Raw genomic sequence first — 19,204 nt, forward strand, 5'->3', positions numbered from 1 at the left:
AGAGACAGCGCCTTTCACGCACGGTTGCACCGTGGCATCCCTGCGGGCAATGCCGAAGCACCAGAAGGCCGAGCGCATCCATGGTTCGGATGCCCGGTATTCGGTCCATCAGCCACTCCCGCCTGTGCGACAACGGGATCAGGCTAACCCATCAGCCCGAGTATCGGCGAAACGCCCGGTGAACGCCGAGGGGCGTGTCGATGGCGATCAGGCAGGAGCGCCGTTGGCGTTGAGCCAGCCGATCGGCTCGACGAGCCCTCCGCCGATGCGCACCTCGAAGTGGAGGTGGTTGGCGGTCGAGCGCCCGGTGCTGCCCATGAATCCGATCAGCTGCCCGGCCTGGACGGTCTGCCCCGCCTGGACCTGACGCGAGCCGTAGATCATGTGGCCGTAGAGCGTCGAGACCTGCTGGCCGCCGAGCACGTGGTCGATGACGACACCGACGCCGTAGCCGTAGTAACTGTCCGTCGAGATGCGGACCGTGCCGGCGGCGGCCGCGTAGAGCGGAGTGCCGGCGTCGCCCACCATGTCGGCGCCGTTGTGGCTGCCGCTGAGCGTGCGGCTGACGTAGTACGAGCCGCCGACCGGGTTGCGCACCTGGCCGGATCCCGGAGCGACGAGCGCGACTCCGGCGGTGCTGTACGACGAGGGCGAGGATGAGGCCGCCGCCTTGGCCGCGGCCGCGGCACGCGCCTTGGCGGCCTCCTCGGCCTTCTTCTGCGCGATCTCTTCAGGGGTGGTGGCCGAGTAGTTGCCGCGATCCATGGGTGCGGACGTCGCCTCGGACGCGACGACGAGGGACTGCGCGTCATCCATCGCGACCTGCTGCAGCGTGGTCGCCGCCTCGGTCGTCGGAGTCGTGGACGCATACGCGGGCAGGGCGACCGCGGCGACCAGGGCACCGACCGCGCCGAAGATGGCGATCGATCGCAGTGGCTTCTTCACGGACACCTTGCGCCCGCTTCGACCCGCGCCACGACGGGCGAGGGTGCGCTTTTCGGTTGACTTCTCGGGCGATTCGATGTCTGTGGCCAAGATCAGTGATCCTCCTGCGCCTCGGCGCTCGGGTTGCGCTGGCTCGTCGGCACTCTGCTGTCGGGGCACGTGTGTAGCTCGGGCACTGTGCGTTCTGTTCCCGTGAAGACGACGAGCCGGTGAGGCGATCTTCACGGTCATCGCCTGCGGGCTTCTTCGCGGACGACCTGACCGAGGTTACCGGAAGATAACGATTCTGTCACCCTGCGAACCTGGCAATCATCCGAACCCGGATGCCGCGCATCCGCGACCGGCGGAATCAGGCCTCGTCGCGCACGAGGAAGATGTGCGAAGCGAGCTCGACCGGGAGCTCGAGTCCCTCGTCGCTGCCGTCCATCTGGATCAGCACGTAGCCCTCGTTGTACCGGTACGACCCGCGCGCCCCGGGCACCACGCCCGCACCGCGCAGCTGCTCGAGCAGCTCCGGATCGACCTGCGCGGGCTCGGCGAGGCGGCGCACCGTCCCCTCCGTCGACTCCTCCGCGGCGTTGAGCTTCTGCACGAGACCGATCACGCCCTCATCGAACGTCCGCGCAGGAAGATCGCCGAGCTGGTCGAGCCCGGGGATGGGGTTGCCGTACGGCGATTCGGTCGGGTGGCCGAGCAGCTCGACGAGACGACGCTCGACCTGTTCGCTCATGACGTGCTCCCACCGGCAGGCCTCTTCGTGCACGTACGCCCAGTCGAGCCCGATCACGTCGGACAGCAGGCGCTCGGCCAGCCGGTGCTTGCGCATCACGTCGACGGCCTTGCGGCGCCCGGCGTCCGTCAATTCGAGGGTGCGGTCCTCGGACACGACGACAAGGCCGTCGCGCTCCATGCGGCCCACCGTCTGCGACACCGTCGGACCGGAGTGACCCAGCCGCTCGGAGATCCGCGCGCGCAGCGGCACGATGTTCTCCTCCTCGAGTTCGAGGATGGTGCGGAGATACATCTCCGTGGTGTCGATCAGGTCGGTCATCTGGCCCTCCGAAGGTTCTTAGGCAAGCCTACATTCCTGTTCCGACATCAGCGGCGTCACCGGGGGAAACAGCATGGAGCGCGGGTCCTAGAATCGACCCATGGCGATCGAGATTCCCCGAGACCTCCTGCCCGTCGACGGCCGCTTCGGATGCGGACCGTCCAAGGTGCGCCCCGCGCAGCTCGAGGCACTGGTGTCGTCCGGCGGATCGATCCTCGGCACGTCCCACCGCCAGGCCCCGGTGAAGAACCTCGTCGGCAGCGTCCGAGAGCAGCTCGCCTCGCTCCTGCGCCTTCCGGAGGGCTACGAGATCATCCTCGGCAACGGCGGGTCGACCGCGTTCTGGGATGCCGCGGCGTTCGGCCTGATCCAGAACCGAGCGCAGAACCTCGTGTTCGGCGAGTTCGGCGGCAAGTTCGCCAAGGCCGCGGCAGCGCCGTGGCTGCAGGCGCCGGATGTGCGCAACGCGGAACCCGGATCGCGCACCGCTGCCGAGATCGTGGACGGCGTGGACGTGTACGCCTGGCCTCACAACGAGACCTCCACCGGCGTCGCCGCTCCGGTCGAGCGCGTGGCGGCCGAGGGCGCACTGACGGTCATCGACGCGACGAGCGCTGCCGGCGGCATCGACTTCGACGTCACCCAGGCCGACGTCTACTACTTCGCCCCGCAGAAGAACCTCGGCTCCGACGGCGGGCTCTGGTTCGCCGCGGTGTCACCGGCGGCCATCGAGCGGATCGAGCGGATCGCGGCATCCGGTCGCTACATCCCCGAGTTCCTCAGCCTCAAGAACGCGGTCGAGAACTCGCGCCTGAACCAGACGCTGAACACGCCTGCGCTGACCACCCTGCACCTGCTGGACAGCCAGCTGCAGTGGATCAACGGCAACGGCGGACTCGCGTGGGCGGGCGGGCGCACATCCGAATCCTCCCAGGCACTGTACGACTGGGCCGAGGCGTCCGACGTCGCGACGCCGTACGTCGCCGAGGCGGCGCACCGCTCCCCCGTCGTCGCGACGATCGACTTCGACGACAGCATCGACGCGGCAGCGATCGCCAAGACCCTCCGCGCCAACGGCATCGTGGACACCGAGCCCTACCGCAAGCTCGGGCGCAACCAGCTGCGCATCGCGACCTTCGTCTCCATCGAGCCGGATGATGTCCGCCAGCTCATCCGCTCGATCGACTACGTCCTGGAGCACACGCAGGCGTGAGCCTGCGGCGTCCGGATCTCACGCTGCTGATCCCGGGATCGCACTGATCCCGGTTTCGCGCTTCCGATCCGAGCGTCGCGGAATGAGCGGCGTCTGCAGGTAATGGCAGCGCGACGCAGGGCACGAGCCGCACGACACCGGTCACAGCAGCGTGACGCGAGAGCAGCGGATGCCGCAGCGCGCGGCATCCGGGGTCATTCCTCCTCGTCGGAGACTTCCTCGTCGGAGACTTCGTCCTCGTCGGAGAGCTCGGTCTCGTCCTCGTCCGAGAGCTCGTCCTCATCCTCGTCGGGCGCGGAATCGTCGAGCTCGTCGATGTCGACGCCGTCGAGATCGCCGGCGTGCAGGCGCGGCGAGACGGCGTCCTCGTCGAGGTCCAGGTCGTCCTCGACGTCCTCATCGGCCTCGGCGTCCAGATCCAGGTCGTCGTCGAAGTCGTCCTCCGACTCGGCGTCCTCGTCGTCGACGTCCTCTTCGGCGTCGTCGTCCGCGACCGCGGCGGATGCCTCGGCGGCCGCCTGCTCGGCGAGCTCCGCCTGGTGCGCACGGTACTCCGCGAGGCGTTCGGCCCACGGCACCCAGTCCGGCGCGAGCAGCGCGCCGTCACCGGGCAGCAGCTCGACCTCGAGCACGGTCGGCTCCTCGTCATCGACGCGCGCCACGGTCACCGTCCAATACCAGCCGGGATATCCGGCCAGCCGGTTCTCGAAGCGCAGGGACAGTGAGCCGTCCTCCTCGACCAGGTGGCCCGCGGCGGGACCGACGGTCGACGGAGCCGTGATCTCATGCAGCGCGGAGAGCGCGAGATCACGGGCGTCGATCAGACGCGCATCGGGCTCAGGCGTCGAGGTCATCGGCCACCTTGCGCAGCACGGCCGCGATCTTCCGACCGTGGCTGGAGGACGGATAGCGGCCGCGGCGCAGGTCGCCGCCGATGCCGTCGAGCAGCTTCACGAGGTCCTCGACGATGATCGCCATGTCATCGGCCGGCTTGCGCTTGGCCTTGGACAGGCTCACCGGTGCCTCGAGCACGCGCACGGACAGCGCCTGCAGTCCGCGCTTGCCGTCGGCGACGCCGAACTCGACGCGACTGCCGGCCTTCACCGTCGCTCCTGCGGGGAGAGCGGAGGCGTGCAGGAAGACGTCCTGGCCGTCATCGCTGGCGATGAAGCCGAACCCCTTCTCGTCGTCGTAGAACCTGACCTTGCCGGTGGGCATGGAGAACCTCACTGTGTTGCGATCGGAAATCGGGTGCGCCCCCGCGCACCTCCCTCCAGCCTACCGGGGAACGAGGGACTAGGCTGAGACGGATGAGCACGCAGAACTCCGGACCGGACGTGCCGGTCCGCGCGGTGGATCGCATCCTCGCCTTCACCGCGCTCACCCTGGCCGCCCTGTCGGTCATCTGCTTCTTCGCGATCATCATCGCCACGGCGGTGGGAATGCAGCACGAGGACTTCGGCACCGGCGTCTGGCCGGTCGTCGCGGCCGTCCCCCAATGGGGCCTTCCGATCGCGTTCGTGCTGATCATCACGCTGCTGATCATGAGCTTCGTGCGGAAGGGACGCGCGACCAAGCGCTCCTGACATGAGCACGCACGCCCGCCCGCTCGCCGTGTGGCTGGCCGCTGCAGACGATGAGGACCTGGAGCGGCTGTTCACCGCGCGCGGGGTGCGTGCGGATGCGGCGTGGCAGGACTTCTTCGACGCCGCGGAGGCGCTGCTCGATCCCGGATCGGTCGACCGCGCCGTCACCGCGCTCCCCCGTGAGGACGCCGCGGCGCTCGCTCGAGCCGCCTCCGGAGCGAATGCCGGGGAGAGCCGCGAACGCCTGATCGCCCTGGCACTGATCGCCGCCGATGGCCGCCCGTACGCGCCCGTCGCGGACTCCGTGTCGGGGCGCCCCGTCGTCCCCGCATCGGCCGACATCGAACCGGAAGCCGCGTCCGACGGCGCATCGGCGCGCGCCGCCGAGCACGCGTTCGCCACGTCGGGTCGCGTCGCCGACATCCTCCTCGCCGCACGCGAGTCTCCGCTCGCCCTGCTCGCGACGGGTGCTCTCGCATCCGGCGAGAAGAAGCGGCTGGCGGAGTCCGGCATCGATCCGGACGACGCCGACGAGCTGCGCGCTCTGGCCGAGGATGCCGGACTGCTGCGGACGCAGGAACGCCGCGTGGTGCCGACGGCCGACGCACGGGAATGGCTGGATCTCGGTTTCGCCGAGCGCTGGAAGCGTCTCGCGACAGCGTTCCGCACCTCGTTGCCCGCCGGGCTGCGAGACCGGGCCGGCTGGATCCCGCCCGCGTCGTGGTCCTCGGCCTACCCGTGGGATCCGGCCTGGCCGGAACGACAGGAACGGCTCCAGCGCCGCGCGCGGCTGCTCGGCCTCCTCGCCGACGACGACACCGAGCCGGAGTGGTCCGCCCGCCTGCGACGAGGAGGGGATGCCGACGCCGACGCTCTGCGCGGACTCGTCCCCGCGGAGGTGGATCGGGTCTTCCTCCAGAACGATCTGACCGCGATCGCCCCCGGCCCGCTGCAGCCCGCGCTCGAGGTGCGACTGCGCGGCATGGTGGAGCGGGACTCGGCGCAGTCGTCCTCGTACCGCTTCACAGCGGATTCCCTCACGCGCGCGCTCGTGGAGGGAGAGACCGAGTCCTCGATCGTCGAGTTCCTCACCGGCCTGTCGCTGACCGGTCTGCCGCAGCCGCTGGCTTACCTCGTCACCCAGACGGCCGCGCGGCACGGGCTCGTGCGCGTCTGGTCCTCGGACGAGGGGACCGTCGTGACGAGCAGCGACCCCCACCTGATCGAGGCGATCGGCATCGACCGCGGGCTGCGTCCGCTCGCCCTCGCTCGGGAGGACGGGATGCTCACCTCCCGCGTGCGCGCGGACACCGTGTACTGGTCGCTCGTCGACGCCCGCTATCCCGCGACGCTCGTGGACGCCGACGGACAGGCGGTCTCGATGCGCCGCACCCCGCCCGCGGATGCCTCATCGACCACGGTGGATGCAGCGTCCTATGCGCCGCTCATCGCCCGTCTGCGCGAGCGGCAGGGGCCGGACGCCGACGCCGCGTGGCTGGACCGCGAGCTCGAAGCGGCAGTCCGCCAGCGCGCCGTGGTCGTCGTGGAGGTGGGGATGCCGGACGGTTCGTCGCGCGAGCTGACCCTCGAGGCGAGCGGGCTCGGCGGCGGTCGGCTGCGCGGTCGTGATCGCGCGGCCGATGTCGAACGGACCCTGCCCGTCTCCAGCATCCGATCCGCGCGGATCCTGGACGCGGCTCCGGAGGCCTGAGCGCCCGACGCCCGTCGCGGTCACTCCCGGTAGACTGGTCTGCTATGTCTGATGGCCCCCTGATCGTCCAGAGCGATCGCACCGTCCTGCTCGAGGTCGCGCACGCGGATGCCGAGAGCGCCCGCCACGAGCTGGCCATCTTCGCCGAGCTGGAGCGGGCCCCCGAGCACATCCACACGTATCGCATCACGCGTCTCGGACTGTGGAACGCACGGGCGGCCGGGCACACGGCCGAGGACATGCTCGAGACCCTCGATCGCTGGTCGCGCTTCCCCGTGCCGCCGTCGGTGGCCGTGGACCTCGCCGAGACCGTCAACCGCTACGGCCGCCTGGTCATCGAACGCGACGACGAGGGCACGTTGATCCTGCGCTCCACAGACCCCGCCGTCCTCGCGCAGGTCGCGAACAACAAGCGCATCCAGCCGCTGCTGATCGGGCACCCGTCGCCCGACTCGTACGTCGTCGACGCCTGGGCGCGCGGCCAGATCAAGCAGGAACTGCTGAAGATCGGCTGGCCCGCTGAGGACCTCGCCGGGTACACGCCCGGCACGCCGCACGAGATCGAGCTCGCCGAGGACGGCTGGACGATCCGGCCGTACCAGCAGGAGGCCGTGGATGCCTTCGCGAAGGACGGCTCCGGCGTCGTGGTGCTCCCCTGCGGTGCGGGCAAGACGATCGTCGGGGCCGGCGCGATGGCCGCGACCAAGACGACGACGCTGATCCTCGTGACGAACACCGTCTCGGCGCGGCAGTGGCGGGATGAGCTGCTCAAGAGGACCTCGCTCACTCCCGAGGAGATCGGCGAGTACTCCGGGCAGGCCAAGGAGGTCAAGCCCGTCACGATCGCGACGTACCAGATCCTCACGGCGAAGCGGAAGGGGCAGTACGCCCACCTGGCGCTGCTCGATGCCCTGGACTGGGGTCTCATCGTGTACGACGAGGTGCATCTGCTCCCCGCTCCGGTCTTCAAGCTCACGGCCGACCTGCAGGCGCGTCGCCGCATCGGTCTGACCGCCACGCTCGTGCGCGAGGACGGCCGCGAAGGCGACGTCTTCAGCCTGATCGGCCCCAAGCGCTTCGACGCGCCGTGGAAGCAGATCGAGGCGCAGGGCTTCATCTCCCCCGCCGCCTGCTACGAGGTGCGCGTCGACCTGCCACCCGGCGACCGGCTGGAGTACGCCGCGGCCACGGATGACGACCGCTACCGCCTCGCCGCCTCGGCGCCCGCCAAGATCGATGCCGTGCGCGAACTGATCGCCAAGCACCCGGGCGAGCGGGTCCTCGTGATCGGCCAGTACCTCGACCAGCTCGACACGCTGTCCGAGGCGCTGAACGCCCCGCAGATCACCGGCGCGACGCCCGTGGACGAGCGGGAGGAGCTGTACCGGCAGTTCCGCGAGGGCGAGATCTCGCTGCTGGTGGTCTCGAAGGTCGCGAACTTCTCGATCGACCTCCCCGAGGCATCCGTCGCCATCCAGGTGTCCGGATCCTTCGGCTCCCGACAGGAGGAGGCGCAGCGCCTGGGGCGCCTGCTGCGGCCGAAGCAGTCCGGCCACACCGCCAGCTTCTACACGCTCATCGCACGGGACACCGTGGACCAGGACTACGCGCAGAACCGCCAGCGTTTCCTCGCCGAACAGGGGTACAGCTACACGATCCTCGACGCCGACGAGCTCACCGCCGCGTGAGGGCGTGATGCGCCATTCCGGCGAATGATCAGCCACGGCATGGCCGGAGTCACCATAATGGGGGCATGACTGATGCGCGCATCCTGGTCGTCGACGACGAGCCGAACATCCGCGACCTGCTCTCCACGGGTCTGAGCTTCGCCGGATTCCAGGTGAAGACCGTCGGGAACGGAGCGGCCACCATCTCGGCGGTCCTCGAGGAGGAGCCCGACCTCATCATCCTCGACGTCATGCTGCCGGACATGAACGGCTTCAGCGTCACCAAGCGCCTCCGCGGTGCCGGGTTCACGGCGCCGATCCTCTTCCTCACCGCCAAGGACGACACGCAGGACAAGATCGAGGGTCTCAACGCAGGCGGCGACGACTACGTCACCAAGCCCTTCGCCCTCGACGAGATCGTGGCGCGCGCCCAGGCGATCCTGCGCCGCACGATGCAGGCCGACGAGGAGTCGATCATCCGCGCCGGCGAGCTGTCGATGGACCAGGACACGCACGACGTCTACGTCGGCAAGGTCCCGATCGAGCTGAGCCCGACCGAGTTCAAGCTGCTGCGCTACCTCATGCTCAACCCGAACCGCGTGCTGTCCAAGGCGCAGATCCTGGATCACGTCTGGGAGTACGACTTCAACGGGGACGCCGGGATCGTGGAGAGCTACATCTCGTACCTCCGCCGCAAGATCGACCCGCACACCGAGGAGTCGCTCATCCAGACCAAGCGCGGATTCGGCTACATGCTGAAGGTCGGCGGCAAGTCCGCCTGACCGGCAGCCGCCGCACGCCGTTCACGGGAGGGACCGCATGGCGCACAAGCCCGACGCGGTCACCAGCGGGTGGCGGCGGATCAGCCTGCGGGCGAAGGTCACCGGCGTCACCGTCGCCGTGCTCGCGCTCGGCCTCGTGGTCGCGGGCATCGGCACCGTGCCGATCATGCGCCAGGCGCTGATCGGCAACATCAACTCGCAGCTGCCGTCACTGGCCAGCACCGACATGGCCGATCGCTTCTTCGACGTCGGCTCGGACGGGGACGGCGGACTGGTCCTGACCGAACGGGAGGACGCGGTCCGCAGCGAGGCGTTCGTCGCCTTCTACGACTCTGCAGGCACCTTCGTCGCGCAGGCCGGCGGGGCCCAGGATGCCGTGTCCCCCGACTTCCCTGACACGTACACGCTCGCTCAGGCGAAGGCCGATGAGGACAGGACGCCGCTGGAGCTGACCAGCGCCGACGGCACCGCCCACTTCAACGGAGCGGTCAGCACGAAACAGGGGCCGGAGGGCATCGTCTATGTACAGTACGTGGCGATGCCTCTGGAGGAGGTCGATCGGATCGTCGGCGTCTACTTCGGCGTCTACACGACGGTCGCGCTGTTCACCATCCTCATCGCGGCGCTGCTGACGCGGGGCCTGGTGACCCTGACGTTCCGTCGCCTCGGGCATGTCGAGACGACGGCCATGTCGATCGCGTCCGGCGATTTCAGTCAGCGCATGACCGACCTCGAACCGACCACCGAGGTCGGGCGACTGAACTTCGCGATCAACACCATGCTCGACCGTCTGGACCGATCGATCGCCGAGCGGGACCGGACCGTGCAGCACATGCGGCGCTTCATCGGCGACGCCAGCCATGAGCTGCGCACGCCGCTGGTGAGCGTGCGCGGCTACGCCGAGCTGTACCGGATGGGAGCCATCCGCGGTGAGGAGGACACCGCTCGCGCCATGGAGCGCATCGAGAAGGAGGCGACCAGGATGGGCGTGCTCGTCGAGGACCTCCTCGCCCTCGCGCGGCTGGACGAGAAGCGCGAGCTGGAGATCGTCCCCCTGGACCTGCGTCCGATCGCTCGGGATGCCGCGCTCGACGTCCGGGCGGCGGCCCCCGGTCGCACCGTGACGGTCATCGACACCACCGCACGCCGGCCTCCGCCGCGGGAGCCCTCGACGTCGACCGTCCCGGTGGAGCAGCAGCGTCCGGCGCCGACTCCGCGCGGTCGAGCCGGGGCGACGCTGGCGCGCCTGCGCCGCCGACCCCGCACGCCGTCGGCCGAGCCGGTCCCGGAGATCGACTTCAGCGAGGTGGTCGACACCCCGGTGAGCACGCCCCCCATCGTGCTGGGCGAGGAGAACAAGGTGCGCCAGGTCGTGGCGAACCTGCTCGGGAACGCGCGGCGCTTCTCGAACGAGGACTCGCCGATCGAGATCATCGTCGGCGCCGATCGCGTGGCGGGTGTCGGCACGATCGCGATCGCCGACCATGGGGAGGGCGTGCCGGAGCAGATCCGGGAGCAGATCTTCCAGCGCTTCTGGCGTGCCGACACGTCCCGCGCGCGCGAGACGGGCGGATCCGGTCTGGGCCTGGCGATCGTCGCCTCCATCGTGGAGGCGCTGCAGGGCTCGGTCGCGGTCTCGGAGACTCCGGGAGGCGGGGCGACGTTCACCGTGACCCTGCCGCTCGCCCCGGCACGCGCCATCCCCGAGCATCTGCTCCAGGACACGCAGCCGATCGAGCGGCTCGACATCTGACGTACTCGCCCTGCACAGCGGGGCCGGCAGCGCAGGCTGTCCACGGATGCCGCAGAAGCCGGGCTCCGGACCGAGCGCCCGTGGCCGCCGACGACCTACTGTGGAGCTCCCCCGGCAGCAACGCAGGGGCGACGAGAGGAGTCTCCATGTCCGTCTTCAGCGTCGACACCGACGCCGTCAACACCGCGACCACGGCCGCCAGGGGAACGGTCGAGCGGCTGCAGGCCGAATCCACCGCGCTGGCCGCCCAGCTGACGCAGTTGCAGTCCTCCTGGACCGGCAACGCGTCCGCGGCGTTCCAGGCATGCGGGGAGCAATGGCGGGCGGCTCAGCTGCACGTCGAGCAGGTGCTGTCGTCCATCAGCACCGCGCTCGGCACCGCGGCCGCGCAGTACGCGGATGCCGACCAGTACTCGGCCAGCCTGTTCCGCTGACCCCCGCGCGGAACGCAGAAACGCCCTGGCCGGAGCCAGGGCGTTTCTGTGCGTGGATGGGGTCAGAAGTCCATGCCACCCGTCGGGTCGGCGGCCGGAGCCGCGGCCTTCTCGGGCTTGTCGGCGACGACGGCCTCGGTCGTGAGGAACAGACCGGCGATCGACGCGGCGTTCTGCAGAGCCGATCGGGTCACCTTGGCCGGGTCGATGATGCCAGCGCCGAACATCTCGACGTACTCGCCGCTGGCGGCGTTCAGGCCCTGCCCGGTCGGGAGCTCGGCGACCTTGGCCGCCACGACGCCCGGCTCGAGGCCGGCGTTGAGGGCGATCTGCTTCAGCGGAGCCGAGATCGCGACGCGGACGATGTTCGCGCCGGTCGCCTCGTCGCCCTCGAGCGTGAGAGCGTCGAGCGCCTTGGTGCCCGCCTGGATGAGCGCGACGCCACCGCCGGGGACGATGCCCTCCTCGACGGCCGCCTTCGCGTTGCGGACGGCGTCCTCGATGCGGTGCTTGCGCTCCTTGAGCTCGACCTCGGTGGCCGCGCCCGCCTTGATGACGGCGACGCCGCCGGCGAGCTTGGCGAGGCGCTCCTGCAGCTTCTCGCGGTCGTAGTCGCTGTCGGTGTTCTCGATCTCGCGACGGATCTGGGTCACGCGGCCCTCGATCTGGTCGTGGTCACCGGCACCCTCGACGATCGTGGTCTCGTCCTTGGTGATGATGACCTTGCGCGCACGGCCGAGCAGGTCGAGGGTGGTGTTCTCGAGCTTGAGACCGACCTCCTCGGTGATGACCTGTCCGCCCGTGAGGATCGCGATGTCCTGCAGCTGAGCCTTGCGGCGGTCGCCGAAGCCGGGAGCCTTGACGGCCGCCGACTTGAAGATGCCGCGGATCTTGTTCAGCACGAGAGTCGCGAGAGCCTCGCCCTCGACGTCCTCGGCGATGATGACGAGCTCCTTGCCGTCCTGGATCACCTTGTCGACGACGGGGAGAAGATCCTTGATGTTCGAGATCTTCGAGTTCGCGATGAGGATGTAGGGCTCCTCGAACACGGCCTCCTGGCGGTCGGCGTCCGTGACGAAGTAGGGGTTGATGTAGCCCTTGTCGAAGCGCATGCCCTCGGTGAGCTCGAGCTCGGTGCCGAAGGTCTGCGACTCCTCGACGGTGACGACGCCCTCCTTGCCGACCTTGTCGATCGCCTCGGCGATCAGCTCGCCGATCGAGGCGTCGGCGGCGGAGATGGACGCGGTCGCGGCGATCTCCTCCTTGGACTCGATCTCCTTGGCGCTGGAGAGCAGCTCCTCGGTGATGGCGGCGACGGCCTTCTCGATGCCCTTCTTGAGCGAGATCGGGTCGGCGCCGGCCGCGACGTTGCGCAGGCCCTCGCGGACCAGTGCCTGGGCGAGGACGGTCGCGGTGGTGGTTCCGTCACCGGCGACGTCATCGGTCTTCTTGGCGACCTCCTTGACGAGCTCCGCGCCGATCTTCTCGTACGGGTCGTCCAGCTCGATCTCCTTGGCGATCGACACACCGTCGTTCGTGATCGTGGGGGCGCCCCACTTCTTCTCGAGCACGACGTTGCGACCGCGCGGGCCGAGGGTCACCTTGACAGCGTCGGCGAGGATGTTCAGGCCGCGCTCGAGACCACGACGGGCCTCCTCATCGAAAGCGATGATCTTTGCCATGAGTTTTGTCGTCCCTCCTGGACGTATACGTTCGGTTTAGCACTCAGAGTGATCGAGTGCTAACGCCCATTCTGGCACTCGACCCCATCGAGTGCAAGCCGCGCCCGCGCAGGAGGAAACAGCCGGGGACGCTACTCCTCGGGCGTCTGTTCGGCGGACCCCGCTGCCGTGCGGTCGAGCCCGATCGCGACCGCCAGCTGCTTCTGCCCGGTGTCGTTCATGCCGGCGTAGGCGTCGCTCTGCTCGACGGCCGCTCCTCCGATGAGTCCGGCCAGTCCGATCGCCGCCTGCTCGTCGGCGTCCTCGACGTAGTACACGGTGGTCTCGGGGAAGTCGTCCGAGCTGCCGTCGACGGCGAAGACCAGATCCGCGGCGAAACCGGCGTTGACGAGATCATCCCGCATCTGCTCGTCCAGCCCGTCCTCGGGCGTGGCGTTCAGGATCATCACGGAGTACGACGTGTCCACGATCCCGGTCTCCTCCGGCATCGGCGTCACGGACTCCTGCGGAGCGGGGAAAAGGGTGATGCGCCCCATGATCATCAGCGACGCGAAGATGCCGACCACGAGAAGGACGAGCGCGGCCACGACGGCCCACAGCAGGACCATCCAGCCGTTGCTGCCGGGGTTCTCGGCGCGGTGCGCGCCGACGCGTCCGGACGTGCGGGGAACATCGTCGAAACGATCACGAACGGGCTTTGACACCCCTCGATGCTAGGGCATGCGTCTCGGCATCCCTGTCTCGGACGTTCAGGTTGCGGCGTGTGCGCCTTGTCAGCCGACGAAACCCTGCATCCGGGCGGTGCGCTGCGCGCCGCGCGCATCGCGGATCCGTCGCAGCCGCCGGATGAGGAGCGGGTCGTGCTGCAGCGCCTGTTCGGTGTCGATGAGCCGCCACAGCAGCTGGTAATAGCGCGCCGGGCTCATCCCCAGCTGGGTGCGGATCGCCTCTTCCTTCGACCCGCTGTGGCGCGGCCAGGAGACCTCCAGGGCGAGGATCGCGCGATCGCGGTCCGTCAGGTCTCCGAGCATGCTCGAAGCCTACGCCGCACGTCGCGGCATCCCCGGAAGCCACTCCCGGCGCGCTCCAGCTCGTGATCCCGCAAGCCGCCGGGGACGCGAGAGAACTCCCAGGCAGCGATCGCCCGAGCTGCCCGGAACGCGAGAGAATGGAGAGCGACTCAGGAGGTCTCATGTCCTACAGCGTGAACAAGTCCGATGCCGAGTGGCGTGCCGAGCTCGGCGACGACCAGTACGCCGTGCTCCGCCAGGCCGCGACCGAGCGGGCCTGGACCGGCGAGCTGCTCGACGAGAAGCGCGCCGGGCTCTACACCTGCGGCGCCTGCGGGGCGGAGCTGTTCCAGAGCGGAACGAAGTTCGACTCCGGGTGCGGCTGGCCCAGCTTCTACGAATCGATCCGCCCCGAGGCGGTCGAGCTCATCGAGGACACCAGCCTCGGAATGGTCCGCACCGAGGTGCGCTGCGCGAACTGCGGCTCGCACCTCGGGCACGTGTTCCCCGACGGATTCGGCACGCCGACGGGCGACCGTTACTGCATGAACTCGCTGGCGCTCACCTTCACCCCCGAGGAACCATCGGCGTGAGCGCCCTCGACGCCGTCCGTGCGCGTCAGTCCTGGTCGAAGGTCACCGAGGACGCGCCCAGCCGCGAGGAGCTCCTGCCGCTCGTGGCCGCGGCGGGCCGCGTCGCCGATCACTCCTCTCTGCGTCCGTGGCGGCTGATCGAGCTGCGCGGCGCCGACCGCGAGGTGCTCGGGAAGGCGATCGCGAAGGCGCAGGGCGACAAGCATCCCTCCTCGAAGCCGCTGCGCGCCTCGCTGCTGATCGCCGTCGTCGTCAGCCACCGCAAGAGCGACAAGGTGCCGGGCTGGGAACAGGAGGCCGTGGCCTCGGGCGTCGCGCACACGCTCAGCCTTCTGCTCGACGAGGCAGGATGGGGTGTCATCTGGCGCACCGGCCATTACACGCGGTCGAAGGCGGTCGCGAAGGCCCATGGTCTGAAGAAGAACGAGGAGCTGCTGGGCTGGCTGTACGTCGGCGGAAAGCCCGCGAAGAAGCCGGGGCGCCGCAAGCCCGTCGACGCCCGGGCGCTGCTCACCCGGATGCCGCACAAGAACTAGCGACTCCGCGACCCCAGGACGGGGTCAGCGTCGGCGCGGACGGATGAGCGCGACCAGCACGCCGGTCACCGCCACCGTCACCATCGCGATGATCTGCCAGATCGCGGGCGCCGAGTCCGCCGGCCAGATCGCATCGATGAGCACGGCCGTCACGAGCTGCCCGAGCACGGAGCCGAGGCCGAGCAGCAGCACCCCCGTCTGAGCCACGAGGAAGGCGCCGAGGAAGATGTAGACCACCCCGAGCGCGCCACCCAGATAGAGCCAGGGCTCCGCGGGCAGAGGCTCCGGAGGGCCCTGCACGAGGACGCTGATCCCGGCGGCGACGGCGAGGACGATCGTCCCCGCGATGAAGCTCGTCATGGTCGCGATCATGGGTGAGCCGACGCGCTGTGCGAGCCGCCCGTTCGTCGCCTGCTGCCACGCGATGCCGACTCCGGCGGCGAACGGCAGGATCAGCATCCACAGCGGCGCGTCCTCGAGCACGTCGCCGCCGAGGGAGATGCCGACGGCGACGAGCGCGAGCGCTCCCCCGGCGACGCGTCCCATCGTGACGGCCACGACTCCCGCCGGCCCGAAGCCGATCCGGTCGAGGATCAGCCCGTGCACCGTCTGCCCTGCGACGACGCCGACCGTGAACAGCGAGACCCCCAGCACGGCCGCCGTGAGACCCTGCGTGGTCACGGTGAGAGCGCCGCAGGCGCCGCCGAGCAGCATCCAGGGCGGGATGTCGCGGCTGCGGACATTGCGCCAGAGCCGCCGCATTCCGGAGCGACCGGACGGTAGCACCAGGACGATCACGGCGAGCAGGACCGTCCCGGAGAGGAACGAGACGAGGCCCGCGAGGATGCCGTCGTCGAGCCGGACGCCGAGCACGCCGTTGATCCGGGCCTGGACGGCCGTCATCGCCCCGATCGAGACGGCGCCGCCGACGGCCGCGAAGGCGGGCAGTCGACGGGTATCCGGCACTCCTGCCACGCTACCCGAACCCGACCGCGGCGGATGTCGGTGATCGGGGCTACCCTGGCGGCATGTGCGCGAGCTATGGACTCGATCCCCGATTCACCGACGCCGAGCTGCTGGCGGAGGCGGACGCCGACATCCTCGACGGCCTCCGCGAGTGGGCGGAGCGCAACGCCGGGGAGACGCTGCGTCCGACGGGGAAGAACCTGCGCAATCTCAACCCGGTCGTCGTTCCCCAGGACGGCGAAGCGGTGCTGGAACCCGCGTGGTGGGGCTTCCTCGTGAACGGCGAACCCGCGAAGTTCCCCTCGATCAACACCCGGTCCGAACGGCTGCAGGATCAGCCGGGCAAGGCTCGCTCCCGCGCGATCGTGCCGGCCACCGGCTGGTTCGAACTGCAGAAGCCCGACCGCGTGTGGCACGAGTTCGGCCTCGACGAGGGGGCGCTGTTCGGCATGGCCGCCGTGACGCAGCGCGGCCGCACAGCCGACGGCGCCTGGTTCACCTGCTACTCGATCGTGATGCGCCCCGCGCCCGATCATCTGGCCGGGATCCATGACCGGATGCCGGTGCTCATCCCGACCGACTACGCCCGCGAGTGGCTTCTGGGAGAGGGCGGGCGCGAGGTGATCGACGACGCGCTGGCGGCCGCGGCGTCCCTCGACGAGCGGGTCACAGCCACTCCACGGGAGAACGACAAGGGCTCGGCGGAGAAGCTGTTCTGATGGACGACGAAGCCCTGCTGCGCATCGCGACGGCGCGCGCCGATGAGCTCCCCGGCGCAGGCCTCGAGCATCCGTTCGGGCCGGAGTGGGACGTCTTCAAGGTGCGCGGCAAGGTGTTCATGCTGCAGACGCACTACGCGGGGCGTGCGATGGTGACGCTGAAGTCGCACCCCGAGGATGCCGCGGCGCTGTGCGAGACCTTCGCGGACATCACGCCCGGCTATCACATGAACAAGAAGCATTGGATCTCCGTGAGCCCGGGCCCCTCACTGGAACCCGGGCTGGTCACGGAACTGGTCACCGAGTCGTACCGGCTGGTTGTCGAGAAGCTGCCGCGGGCGCAGCGGCCGGTCGACCCGCACGTGTTCGGTGTGGGTTCACCTCACCAGGCGTAGGCCTCGGGTGCCTGGCCGCCGGGTCCGGGGAAGATCTCGTCCAGCTCGCGGAGGTCCTCCGCGGTGAGTTCGATGTCCAGCGCCTCGACGGCGGATTCCAGCTGGGCGACGGTGCGCGGCCCGATGATCGGCCCGGTGACGCCGGGCTGGTGCAGGAGCCAGGCGAGGCCGAGCGCGGCCGGCTTCCAGCCGTGCTCGCGGGCGAAGCGCTCGTAGGACTCAACGGCCTCCTTATGCTTGGCCCGGGTCTCCGCCGCGCGACCGGTGTTGGACCGGGCGTTCGCGTCGGAGGAGCCTCCGCTGAGCAGTCCTCCGCTGAGCGGCGACCAGGGCAGGATGCCGAGGCCGTAGTTCAGCGCCGCGGGGATGACCTCGAGTTCGATCGTTCGGTGCGCGAGGTTGTAGAGCGACTGCTCGCTCACCAGGCCCAGGAAGTGACGCTGCTTCGCGATCTCGTTCGCCTGGGCGATGTTCCACGCCGCGAAGTTGGAGCTGCCGGTGTAGACGACCTCTCCGCGGGAGACGAGGATCTCCATCGCCTGCCACATCTCCTCCCACGGGATGTGCCGGTCGATGTGGTGGAACTGGTAGAGGTCGATCCGGTCGGTCTGCAGGCGACGCAGCGAGCCGATCGCCTCGCGCCGCACCTGCCAGGCCGACGCGCCCCGCGCGTTGACGACGTCGCCGTCCTCGGTCGGAGCCACCATCGGGGAGTGCACCTTCGTCGCGAGCACGATGTCGTCGCGGACCCCGGGGCGGGCCGCGAACCAGCGTCCGACGATCTCCTCGGTGGCGCCGCGACCCGCCGCGCCGCCGTAGGCGTTCGCCGTGTCGAAGAAGTTCACCCCCAGCTCGAGGGCGCGGTCCATGATCGCGAAGGACTCCTCCTCCGAGGTGCGATCGCCGAAGTTCATGGTCCCGAGAACGATGCGCGAGACCTGCGTGCCGGTGCGTCCGAGATGCGTGTAGTCCATGGGGTTCATCCTGGCACGCGCATCAGCCGGCGTCGTCGGATCAGGAAGGCGTCGTCGGATCAGGAGAGCACGGAGCCGACTGCGGGACTCGAACCCGCGACCGCCTGTTTACAAGACAGGTGCTCTACCAGCTGAGCTAAGTCGGCGAGCGGCGCCACGGCACCGCATGACAGAGTCTATGGCACGGCGCTCCGCGCCCTGCCCGACGGGATGTCAGCCTCTCAGGCCGCCCGTCACTCGGCGGGGGTCTGCGTCGGAGTCGGGGTCTCGGCCGCCTCGTAGTAGGCGTCGCTCGCGACCGTGAGGACGAACTGCGAGAACTCGGCCGGATCCTCGAGGGAACCCACGTAGGCCTGGCCGTTGACGACCACCATGGGCGCCGCGCTCAGTGCGAGATCGTCTGAACCGGGCAACGGCCCCTCGAGGGCGCGAGCCGTGGCATCCTTCGCCCAGGAGACGAAGTCCTGGCCCTCGATGCAGGAGCGCACCGTCTTCGCGTCGTCGACGCCGACGGCGCCGGCGAGATCGGCGAGCTCCACGTCGGAGCGGCCGTCGCTGTCGACCTCGGGCTGCTCGACGAGCAGCTCGTGGTTGAACGCGTAGAACTGCGTCGGCGAGTACTCCGCCACGCAGGCCGCTGCGGCAGCAGCACGCAGCGAGTACTTGGTGCCGTTCGAGTTCGCCGTCAGGAGCGACACCGGGTGGTACGTGACCGTCGCCGCGCCCTCCGTGATCCAGCCCGTCAGCTGCAGCGCGTTGGCGCGCTCGAAGTCACCGGCGCCCGGCGACAGGTAGTCGACGTAGATGTGGATGTCGACCGTCCCAGGGGTCTCGGTCGGCTCCGGGGTCGGCGTCGCCGCTTCCCCGGCCTCGGTCGGCTCGGCCGTCGGCGTCGCGGGGATCTCGGATCCGGCGACGGTCGCGCCGGTGATCTCCTGCACGACGATGCCGTCATCGGCGAGCCCGGCGGGGTTGAGCGTCGGCTCGGAGACCGACGAGTTCACGGCCATCGTCACCGCGGTGCCGACGGCGCCGATCGCGACGACCGCGACCAGGCCGATGATGATCCGCCGCACGATGCGCGCGCGGGACTGCTTGGCGTTGACCTGCTGAGCCTTCTCCCGGACCGCCTCGCGGGAATTGCGGGTGGCGGGGACGTTCGGCGTTTCGTCGCTCGACATCGTTCC

The 19,204-nt window shown here is 69.6% G+C and carries 21 protein-coding genes and 1 tRNA gene; 11 read left to right on the forward strand and 11 right to left on the reverse strand.

Annotation, left to right across the window (positions count from 1 at the left end; genetic code table 11):
- Positions 1 to 207: 207 nt before the first annotated feature.
- Together AC3RXZ_RS05975 and AC3RXZ_RS05980 are read right to left on the reverse strand one after the other, a co-directional pair.
- Positions 208 to 1,035 carry a M23 family metallopeptidase gene (locus tag AC3RXZ_RS05975; RefSeq protein ID WP_249223103.1) on the reverse strand — a complete coding sequence of 276 codons (828 nt, stop codon included), beginning with the start codon at positions 1,033 to 1,035 and terminating at the stop codon, positions 208 to 210.
- Between the two features lie 259 nt (positions 1,036 to 1,294).
- A complete protein-coding gene (locus AC3RXZ_RS05980; protein WP_243224644.1) occupies positions 1,295 to 1,996 on the reverse strand; it encodes an iron-dependent transcriptional repressor DtxR in 702 nt (233 codons plus the stop codon).
- 100 nt (positions 1,997 to 2,096) lie between these two features.
- On the opposite strand from AC3RXZ_RS05980, the gene serC reads away from it, so the two are divergent.
- Complete coding sequence (gene serC, locus AC3RXZ_RS05985; RefSeq protein ID WP_491493429.1) at positions 2,097 to 3,209, forward strand: phosphoserine transaminase; 1,113 nt, start codon at positions 2,097 to 2,099, stop codon at positions 3,207 to 3,209.
- Between the two features lie 194 nt (positions 3,210 to 3,403).
- Here the strand turns inward: serC and AC3RXZ_RS05990 are convergent, their stop codons facing one another.
- Together AC3RXZ_RS05990 and AC3RXZ_RS05995 are read right to left on the reverse strand one after the other, a co-directional pair.
- A complete protein-coding gene (locus AC3RXZ_RS05990) occupies positions 3,404 to 4,063 on the reverse strand; it encodes a DUF3027 domain-containing protein (RefSeq protein WP_491493430.1) in 660 nt (219 codons plus the stop codon).
- The gene (locus tag AC3RXZ_RS05995; RefSeq protein WP_243224641.1) at positions 4,047 to 4,427 is read right to left on the reverse strand and encodes a cold-shock protein; all 381 of its coding nucleotides are present in this window, start codon (positions 4,425 to 4,427) and stop codon (positions 4,047 to 4,049) included. Before AC3RXZ_RS05995 ends, AC3RXZ_RS05990 begins: the two co-directional genes overlap by 17 nt.
- 92 nt (positions 4,428 to 4,519) lie before the next feature.
- Here AC3RXZ_RS05995 and AC3RXZ_RS06000 point away from each other — a divergent pair, with 92 nt between their 5' ends.
- From AC3RXZ_RS06000 to AC3RXZ_RS06025, 6 genes are all read left to right on the forward strand, one after another.
- Positions 4,520 to 4,795, forward strand: coding sequence for a multidrug ABC transporter ATPase (locus AC3RXZ_RS06000; RefSeq protein ID WP_243224640.1), 276 nt, complete (start codon positions 4,520 to 4,522; stop codon positions 4,793 to 4,795).
- Between the two features lies 1 nt (position 4,796).
- Positions 4,797 to 6,506, forward strand: a complete 1,710-nt coding sequence (locus AC3RXZ_RS06005; RefSeq protein WP_491493431.1) for a helicase-associated domain-containing protein — start codon at positions 4,797 to 4,799, stop codon at positions 6,504 to 6,506.
- Between the two features lie 44 nt (positions 6,507 to 6,550).
- On the forward strand, positions 6,551 to 8,194 hold the full coding sequence (locus AC3RXZ_RS06010; protein ID WP_243224638.1) for a DNA repair helicase XPB: 1,644 nt from the start codon (positions 6,551 to 6,553) through the stop codon (positions 8,192 to 8,194).
- 65 nt (positions 8,195 to 8,259) lie between these two features.
- Complete coding sequence (locus tag AC3RXZ_RS06015; RefSeq protein WP_120229555.1) at positions 8,260 to 8,955, forward strand: response regulator transcription factor; 696 nt, start codon at positions 8,260 to 8,262, stop codon at positions 8,953 to 8,955.
- 37 nt (positions 8,956 to 8,992) lie between these two features.
- Positions 8,993 to 10,708, forward strand: a complete 1,716-nt coding sequence (locus AC3RXZ_RS06020) for a sensor histidine kinase (RefSeq protein WP_243224637.1) — start codon at positions 8,993 to 8,995, stop codon at positions 10,706 to 10,708.
- A 146-nt stretch (positions 10,709 to 10,854) separates the two neighbouring features.
- A complete protein-coding gene (locus tag AC3RXZ_RS06025; RefSeq protein WP_491493432.1) occupies positions 10,855 to 11,142 on the forward strand; it encodes a WXG100 family type VII secretion target in 288 nt (95 codons plus the stop codon).
- A gap of 62 nt (positions 11,143 to 11,204) precedes the next feature.
- On the opposite strand, the gene groL is transcribed toward AC3RXZ_RS06025, so the two are convergent.
- From groL to AC3RXZ_RS06040, 3 genes are all read right to left on the reverse strand, one after another.
- On the reverse strand, positions 11,205 to 12,824 hold the full coding sequence (groL, locus tag AC3RXZ_RS06030) for a chaperonin GroEL (RefSeq protein WP_243224635.1): 1,620 nt from the start codon (positions 12,822 to 12,824) through the stop codon (positions 11,205 to 11,207).
- A gap of 131 nt (positions 12,825 to 12,955) precedes the next feature.
- Complete coding sequence (locus AC3RXZ_RS06035; RefSeq protein ID WP_243224634.1) at positions 12,956 to 13,528, reverse strand: LytR C-terminal domain-containing protein; 573 nt, start codon at positions 13,526 to 13,528, stop codon at positions 12,956 to 12,958.
- 69 nt (positions 13,529 to 13,597) lie between these two features.
- Positions 13,598 to 13,855 (reverse strand): DUF3263 domain-containing protein, encoded by a 258-nt coding sequence (locus AC3RXZ_RS06040; protein WP_243224633.1) that lies wholly within the window; start codon positions 13,853 to 13,855, stop codon positions 13,598 to 13,600.
- A gap of 161 nt (positions 13,856 to 14,016) precedes the next feature.
- Here AC3RXZ_RS06040 and msrB point away from each other — a divergent pair, with 161 nt between their 5' ends.
- Together msrB and AC3RXZ_RS06050 are read left to right on the forward strand one after the other, a co-directional pair.
- Positions 14,017 to 14,427, forward strand: coding sequence for a peptide-methionine (R)-S-oxide reductase MsrB (gene msrB, locus AC3RXZ_RS06045; protein WP_243224632.1), 411 nt, complete (start codon positions 14,017 to 14,019; stop codon positions 14,425 to 14,427).
- Positions 14,424 to 14,963, forward strand: a complete 540-nt coding sequence (locus AC3RXZ_RS06050; protein ID WP_243224631.1) for a nitroreductase family protein — start codon at positions 14,424 to 14,426, stop codon at positions 14,961 to 14,963. The genes msrB and AC3RXZ_RS06050 overlap by 4 nt, the downstream gene beginning before the upstream one ends.
- 24 nt (positions 14,964 to 14,987) lie before the next feature.
- Here the strand turns inward: AC3RXZ_RS06050 and AC3RXZ_RS06055 are convergent, their stop codons facing one another.
- Positions 14,988 to 15,929, reverse strand: a complete 942-nt coding sequence (locus AC3RXZ_RS06055; protein ID WP_243224630.1) for a DMT family transporter — start codon at positions 15,927 to 15,929, stop codon at positions 14,988 to 14,990.
- A gap of 62 nt (positions 15,930 to 15,991) precedes the next feature.
- Between AC3RXZ_RS06055 and AC3RXZ_RS06060 the strand changes: the two genes are divergently transcribed.
- Both AC3RXZ_RS06060 and AC3RXZ_RS06065 read left to right on the forward strand, forming a co-directional pair.
- On the forward strand, positions 15,992 to 16,648 hold the full coding sequence (locus tag AC3RXZ_RS06060) for an SOS response-associated peptidase family protein (protein WP_243224629.1): 657 nt from the start codon (positions 15,992 to 15,994) through the stop codon (positions 16,646 to 16,648).
- Positions 16,648 to 17,043 carry an MmcQ/YjbR family DNA-binding protein gene (locus AC3RXZ_RS06065; protein WP_243224628.1) on the forward strand — a complete coding sequence of 132 codons (396 nt, stop codon included), beginning with the start codon at positions 16,648 to 16,650 and terminating at the stop codon, positions 17,041 to 17,043. Before AC3RXZ_RS06060 ends, AC3RXZ_RS06065 begins: the two co-directional genes overlap by 1 nt.
- On the opposite strand, the gene AC3RXZ_RS06070 is transcribed toward AC3RXZ_RS06065, so the two are convergent.
- The 3 genes from AC3RXZ_RS06070 to AC3RXZ_RS06080 all read right to left on the reverse strand — a co-directional run bounded on the left by AC3RXZ_RS06070 (position 17,031) and on the right by AC3RXZ_RS06080 (position 19,198).
- Positions 17,031 to 18,017, reverse strand: a complete 987-nt coding sequence (locus AC3RXZ_RS06070) for an aldo/keto reductase (protein WP_243224627.1) — start codon at positions 18,015 to 18,017, stop codon at positions 17,031 to 17,033. The genes AC3RXZ_RS06065 and AC3RXZ_RS06070 overlap by 13 nt on opposite strands.
- Before the next feature lie 73 nt (positions 18,018 to 18,090).
- A tRNA-Thr gene (locus tag AC3RXZ_RS06075) sits at positions 18,091 to 18,163 on the reverse strand.
- Between the two features lie 87 nt (positions 18,164 to 18,250).
- A complete protein-coding gene (locus tag AC3RXZ_RS06080; protein ID WP_243224626.1) occupies positions 18,251 to 19,198 on the reverse strand; it encodes a DsbA family protein in 948 nt (315 codons plus the stop codon).
- Positions 19,199 to 19,204 lie beyond the last annotated feature (6 nt).

Source organism: Microbacterium cucumeris (assembly GCF_058349845.2).